The 2764-nt window shown below is 24.3% G+C and carries 4 protein-coding genes; all 4 read left to right on the top strand.

The window, feature by feature from the left end; all coding sequences use genetic code 11:
- The first annotated feature begins 472 nt into the window (after positions 1 to 472).
- Positions 473 to 1372 carry a replication/maintenance protein RepL gene (locus tag L8W64_RS08740; protein WP_263673523.1) on the top strand — a complete coding sequence of 300 codons (900 nt, stop codon included), beginning with the start codon at positions 473 to 475 and terminating at the stop codon, positions 1370 to 1372.
- Entirely contained in the window at positions 1369 to 1782 is a 414-nt protein-coding gene (locus L8W64_RS08745) for a type II toxin-antitoxin system VapC family toxin (protein WP_139451631.1), read from the top strand. The genes L8W64_RS08740 and L8W64_RS08745 overlap by 4 nt, the downstream gene beginning before the upstream one ends.
- 58 nt (positions 1783 to 1840) lie before the next feature.
- Complete coding sequence (locus L8W64_RS08750) at positions 1841 to 2500, top strand: hypothetical protein (RefSeq protein ID WP_236633137.1); 660 nt, start codon at positions 1841 to 1843, stop codon at positions 2498 to 2500.
- A 103-nt stretch (positions 2501 to 2603) separates the two neighbouring features.
- The coding region (locus L8W64_RS08755) for a DUF5710 domain-containing protein (protein WP_263673530.1) at positions 2604 to 2764 on the top strand (161 nt) is incomplete at its 3' end.

Here is a 2764-nt window from a genome sequence, read left to right on the forward strand (position 1 = left end):
ATAAATAAAAAATTAAATTTTTTTGATTTGAGATTATTTTATTTAATTATAGCTATTTTATTTAAAAAATTTCTTTTATGAGTATTTTATTGTTTTGGATTTTATTATTATAAAAGTTCAAAAGTAATATTATTACTTTTGATTTACATTATTGGCAAATGAGCGTTAGCGAAATTTGCGGTTTTTTGAATTTAAGAACAGATAAAGAAGAAAAAGACTTATAAAAAATGCTCTCAAACGCTTATAAAATAGCTATTTATTAAGGTTTTTGATTTTCCCACCCGTGGGACAAATTTTCCCACCCGTGGGACAAAAACTGCTCGTGGTGGGAAAAAACTAAAAAAGTAATTTTTCCCAAAATAATCAATAAAATTCATTGTATGGGATACAATTTGTTTTTTTATTTGGGAATTTATCATTTTTTGGGAAAATAATGCTATAATGTTTTTTAATTTTTGGGAAAAGGTAATATATGGCAAAGATAGTTAATTTAGAAAACAAAGAAACTAAAAAATTATATAGTAATGTTCAGGAGAAAGTTGATGCTGTAACAGGAGAAGTTACCACAGTAATAAGTTCTTTTTTACAAAGAGAAAAAACCAAAGATGATTTTATTAAATTATTTGTAGAAAACATTAGTTTTCTTACTGATAATCTTTCAAATCCTGCTTTAAGAGTTGTGTTGATGATGATTAAAAATTTAAATTATCAAAATGTTTTTCAATATAATAGTGAGTTTGTTCATTATTTTGAAAGTAGAAAGATTTTAGGAAAATCAAGTGTTTATCGTGCGATAAAAGAACTTGAAGATAAGCAAGTTATTTTTAAAGTAACAGAAGAGCAGAGAAAAGAATATGATATTATCGGTTCAAATTCATATATTATGAATCCACAAATCATAGGCAAGGGTTCTTTTAAAGATCTTAAAAAATTAAGACAAACTGTCGTTAAAACTTTTGATTTTGACAATTTAGAATTTAAGCAAGAAGTGTCAGTTGAAAGTGAATATGAAGGTCTTGAGCAAATTAAGAGAAATCCAGATCATTATGTTATTGAAGAAGTTAAGCAAATAGCTTCAGATAAGAATGTTGTAGAAAATCAAGTGATTATTTCTAAAAAAGATGATGAGCAAATAAATTATCCTTCATTAAAACAAGAGAAGATAATTGATGTTAATAGTAATATTCCTAACTTAACTTCAAATGATAATGAAGAACCTACATTATTCAATGGAAGCAAAAATGAGCAAAAGGCAATGGCTTTTATTAATGAATTTGCAGGTATGTTTAATGGAGCTTTTCATCCAAGTAAAACAGCTAAAGAAATGAAAAAAGAATTTTTAGAAAATGACTTAAAAAAGGGTAATATATGAAAAAAGTATTTCTTGATACAAATATTTTTATTGATTTTTTTGATGAAGCAAGAATAAATAATGAACAAGCTAAACAATTAATATATTTTTTAATATCTAATGAAATAAAAATAGTATTTTCAGAAGATATGATTTCAACTATCGCTTATTTAATAGATAAAGATAAATTACCAGCCCTTATGTCTTTTTTTAAAAGCACAATAACAAATCCATATTTTGATATAGTTTCATTTGGATCAAGCGTTATTAATATGGCTTGTGATTTTTACTTGCAAAATAAAGGTGATTTTGAAGATTATTTGCAGTATTTTTGTGCAGAAAAAGAAAATTGCACAGCAATTTATACTATGGATAAAAATTTTCCAAATTTAAAAATACCTATAAAAAGATATGGCGATACAAACATATAACAATATTTCATCTATCTCATGTTAAGATATTAAAAATATTTAAAAATTAGAGGAAAATATGAAATTGCTCAATAAAGTAGATTTTAATGAATTACTATCACAAATAAGATTATCTTCTTATGACAATGATGTTGTAAAACACTATGATAATCTTAAACTTATAGGAAAGATCACACCAAAAATTGCAACATTGGAAATTATTCTTAGAAATAAACTTGATAGTAAATTATCAGAGCAAGATAATGATTGGATAAAAAACTCTAATGATGAAAATATTAAAAAAGCTAAGATTGAAATTGAAAATAGAGAAAAAAATAAGATTTTATCCCATCATCAATATCTTTCTTGTATGAGTTTGGGAACTATTATCTATCTCATTAAAGAGAATAAATTACAAAATTCTATAATGGATTTAAAAGGTATTAATTTTAGAAACTACGGAGAGAATAATAGAAATTTCTTTTTTGAAAAAGGAAAGAAATTACGCTTTAGAAACACACATAAAGTAGATGTAGTTCTTAGTTTATTACAAAATCTAAGAAATAGAAGTTATCATTGGGAAAATATATTAAAAACAACAGAAAACAATGGAAAATATTATCCAAGATTAACGACAAAAATAGAAAACACTCATATAGGATTAAATCCACAAAAAATAGATTTATTTTTAAGTGATTTAATTAAAACATTCAATGAAGAAATTTTGGAATATTGTTAAAAGTTGGAATGGGCTACTAGGAAGCCCTTTGAATTTCATCAAAATTATAGTCAATCTAACATTAAATTAAAATAAATAGGGGAATATCTTGCCAAAAAAAAGAATGTTTTTGTTTATTCCATATCAAGATATTCGCGAAGCTAAAAAACTTGGTGCAATGTGGGACAACAAACAAAAACAATGGTTTGCACCAAAATCATTAGATATTAATATATTTAAAAAATGGTTAGATAAAACCGCATTAAATAATAAAAGTAATTCTTA

This window comes from Campylobacter sp. IFREMER_LSEM_CL1097 (assembly GCF_025772225.1).
Lineage (GTDB): Bacteria > Campylobacterota > Campylobacteria > Campylobacterales > Campylobacteraceae > Campylobacter_D > Campylobacter_D lari_D.

What these genes read in the sequence shown, in the direction of transcription:
- L8W64_RS08740 (WP_263673523.1), top strand. Translation starts at nt 473, where the DNA reads ATGGCAAAGATAGTTAATTTAGAAAACAAAGAAACTAAAAAATTATAT.
- L8W64_RS08745 (WP_139451631.1), top strand. Translation starts at nt 1,369, where the DNA reads ATGAAAAAAGTATTTCTTGATACAAATATTTTTATTGATTTTTTTGAT.
- L8W64_RS08750 (WP_236633137.1), top strand. Translation starts at nt 1,841, where the DNA reads ATGAAATTGCTCAATAAAGTAGATTTTAATGAATTACTATCACAAATA.